This is a genomic window from Ideonella sp. B508-1 (assembly GCF_000333615.1).
Lineage (GTDB): Bacteria > Pseudomonadota > Gammaproteobacteria > Burkholderiales > Burkholderiaceae_C > Ideonella.
This window is the reverse complement of record NZ_BADL01000609.1, coordinates 1-2,883: the sequence shown is the minus strand read 5'-3', so window position 1 is coordinate 2,883 and position 2,883 is coordinate 1. Positions and strand designations below refer to the sequence as shown.

Genomic DNA, 2,883 nt, shown 5'->3' with positions numbered 1-2,883 from the left:
CAAAGCCCTGAAGTCCCGCGACGAACTGGGATCGGTCGCGATCACCTTGAGCAGTTGGCCGCTGTTGAGCTCGCCAGGGCCTTCTGGCCTTTCAGAATGGGCAGCGGGCAGTTGAGCCCGCTGGTGTCGAGTTCCTTGTCGGCTTGCATGCGGATCCTTCTGTCCCTTCTGCTGTCACTTCTGTCACCGTGGGGCCATTGTAGAAACAAGTGGCGTCCCACCGGGGTTCAGGCGCGGGCCCCCCAGTCGCGCCAGGCGATCTCGTAGCCGCGCTCGTGCAGCCACTGGGCCAGCGCCAGCCCGGTGCCCCCGGGCCAGCAGATCACCTCGCCCGGCGCGAACAAGCGGTACTCCACCAGCTCGGGCGACAGCCGCACGACGCCCTGGGCCTGCACATGGAAGGCAATGATCACCTGGTTGAGGCGCTGGAAGTCGTAGACCCCGATCAGCGACACGGCGCTGACGTCCAGGTTGGTCTCTTCCTTCACCTCGCGGGCAATGCCCTCCTGCGGACTTTCACCGGCCTCCATGAAGCCGGTGATCAGCGCGAACAGGTCGCCCGACCAGGCGGCGTTGCGGGCCAGCAGCAGCCGCCCGTCCTGGTCGGTGCATTCCACCACCGCCGCCAGCACCGGCGTGGGGTTGTTCCAGTGGGTGAAGCCGCAGGCCGCGCAGCGCAGACGCTGCTTCTCGCCACCATCCTCCAGTGCCGAGATCCAGGCCAGAGGCTGGGCGCACTGAGGACAGAAGCGGTATTGCGGCAGGTCGCTCATGACGGGCGCCGACGCCCGCCTCAGGCGGGGAACACACCGGTGGAGAGGTAGCGGTCGCCCCGGTCGCAGACGACGAAGACGATGGTCGCGTTCTCCACCGTGCGGGCCAGCTGCAGGGCCACGCAGCAGGCGCCGGCCGCCGAGATGCCGGCAAACAGCCCCTCCTCAGCCGCCAGGCGGCGGGCCATGTCCTCGGCGTCGGACTGGCTGACCGAGACCAGCTCGTCCACCTGGGACGGGTCGTAGATCTTGGGCAGGTAGGCCTCGGGCCACTTGCGGATGCCCGGGATGCGCGAGCCGTCCGAAGGCTGAGCGCCGATGATGCGCACCGCCGGGTTCTTCTCCTTCAGGTAGCGCGACACCCCGGTGATGGTGCCGGTGGTGCCCATGGCGCTGACGAAGTGGGTGACCTGGCCCGCGGTGTCGGTCCAGATCTCCGGGCCGGTGCTGTCGTAGTGGGCGGCCGGGTTGTCAGGGTTGCCGAACTGGTCCAGCACCCGGCCCTTGCCGTCGCGCTGCATCTGCTCGGCCAGATCGCGGGCCAGCTCCATGCCGCCGGACTTGGGCGTGAGGATCAGCTCGGCACCGAAAGCCTTCATGGTCTGGGCCCGTTCGATGGACAGGTCCTCCGGCATGATCAGCACCATGCGGTAGCCCTTGATGGCCGCGGCCATGGCCAGCGCGATGCCGGTGTTGCCCGAGGTGGCCTCGATCAGCGTGTCGCCGGGCTTGACCTCACCGCGCAGCTCGGCCTGGCGGATCATGTTGATGGCCGGCCGGTCCTTCACCGAGCCCGCAGGGTTGTTGCCTTCGAGCTTGCCCAGGATCACATTGCCACGGTTGGCGATCTCCTCTCCGGGCAGGCGTTGCAGACGCACCAGCGGTGTGTGGCCGATGGCTTCCTCGAGGGTCTTGTAGTGCGGCATGGGTCCGGCAATCAGGGCGAAGGTTGCCATTATCGGCGGCCCGCAAGACCCGGCAATTTGCCATGCCATAATGCGCGCCCAACGTGCTTCCAGGCCCCGGTCTGTCAGCACGATCCGATGCCCGCGTGACGAAATCGGTAGACGTAGCGGATTCAAAATCCGCCGCCGCAAGGCGTGCCAGTTCGAGTCTGGCCGCGGGCACCAGGACCTCGCATTGCGCGGCGTTCCTCCAGCCTTTCTCCGTAGCGAGCGCTCATGCCCCCCATGCCCCCGATGACCAAGGCGCTGTTGCTGATCTGCACGGCGGTGTTCTGCGCGCAGGCGCTGCTGGGGGGCTACCTGCCCCTGACCGCCTGGCTGGCCCTGTGGCCGCTGGGTTCGGGCAACTTCATGCCCTGGCAGTTGGTCACCTATGCCTTCCTGCATGCGGACCTGGGCCACATCTTCTTCAACATGCTGGGCCTGTGGATGTTCGGCAGCGAGCTGGAGCGGTTGTGGGGCGGCAAGCGCTTCCTGCAGTTCATGGCAGCAGGCGTGCTGTCGGCCGCGGCCTGCCAGCTGATCATCTCGCCGATCTTCGGCTCCTACGCCCCCACCATCGGCATCTCGGGCGGCCTGTTCGCCCTGCTGTTGGCCTACGGCATGCTGTTCCCGGACCGGACCATCATGCCGCTGTTCCCGCCCATCCCGATGAAGGCGCGCACCTTCGTGCTGGTGTTCGGCCTGATCGAACTGGGCATGGGCGTGGCCGGCATGATGGGCGTGGCCCACTTCGCCCACCTGGGCGGCATGCTGGGCGGCTGGCTGATGATCCGCTACTGGCGCGGCCAACCCCCGTTCCCGCGCCGTCGGCGCTGGTGAATCAGCGCCCCGCCTTCAGGGCGTCCAGGACATCCGGATAGAGGAGCTGCAGTCGCAGCTCCTTTTTCATTCGGACATTCGTCAGCCGGCGCGATTCGCTCAGGAAGCTCATCTGCACCGGCGACAGTTCGGCCACGGCCTGGGCACGGCTGAGGCGCGGCGGCCGAGGCAGGCCGCAGGCATCGGCCACCAGCTCGAAGTGCTCGCCCATGCGGCGCTGGCTGTCGTCGCAAACGTTGTAGGTGCGCAGCGCCCGCCCCCGGAACAGGGCCAGTCCGCAGGCCCGGGCCAGGTCCTCGGCGTGGATGTGGTTGGTGTAGACG

The 2,883-nt window shown here is 67.6% G+C and carries 3 protein-coding genes, 1 tRNA gene and 2 pseudogenes; 2 read left to right on the top strand and 4 right to left on the bottom strand.

Annotated elements, in window-relative coordinates; all coding sequences use genetic code 11:
• The 3 genes and pseudogenes from I73_RS33565 to cysM all read right to left on the bottom strand — a co-directional run.
• Window positions 1-149 (bottom strand): annotated as a pseudogene (locus tag I73_RS33565) (sulfurtransferase TusA family protein); the annotation flags it as partial.
• Window positions 150-227: 78 nt separating this feature from the next.
• Entirely contained in the window at window positions 228-773 is a 546-nt protein-coding gene (locus I73_RS24170) for an NUDIX domain-containing protein (protein WP_022982980.1), read from the bottom strand.
• A 20-nt stretch (window positions 774-793) separates the two neighbouring features.
• Window positions 794-1,699 (bottom strand): cysteine synthase CysM, encoded by a 906-nt coding sequence (gene cysM, locus I73_RS24165; protein WP_026097160.1) that lies wholly within the window; start codon window positions 1,697-1,699, stop codon window positions 794-796.
• A gap of 119 nt (window positions 1,700-1,818) precedes the next feature.
• Here cysM and I73_RS24160 point away from each other — a divergent pair.
• Window positions 1,819-1,903 (top strand) — tRNA-Leu (locus I73_RS24160).
• Window positions 1,904-1,954: 51 nt separating this feature from the next.
• A complete protein-coding gene (locus I73_RS24155) occupies window positions 1,955-2,560 on the top strand; it encodes a rhomboid family intramembrane serine protease (protein WP_026097159.1) in 606 nt (201 codons plus the stop codon).
• Window position 2,561: 1 nt separating this feature from the next.
• On the opposite strand, the pseudogene I73_RS33400 reads toward I73_RS24155, so the two are convergent.
• Window positions 2,562-2,883 (bottom strand): annotated as a pseudogene (locus tag I73_RS33400) (SDR family NAD(P)-dependent oxidoreductase); the annotation flags it as partial.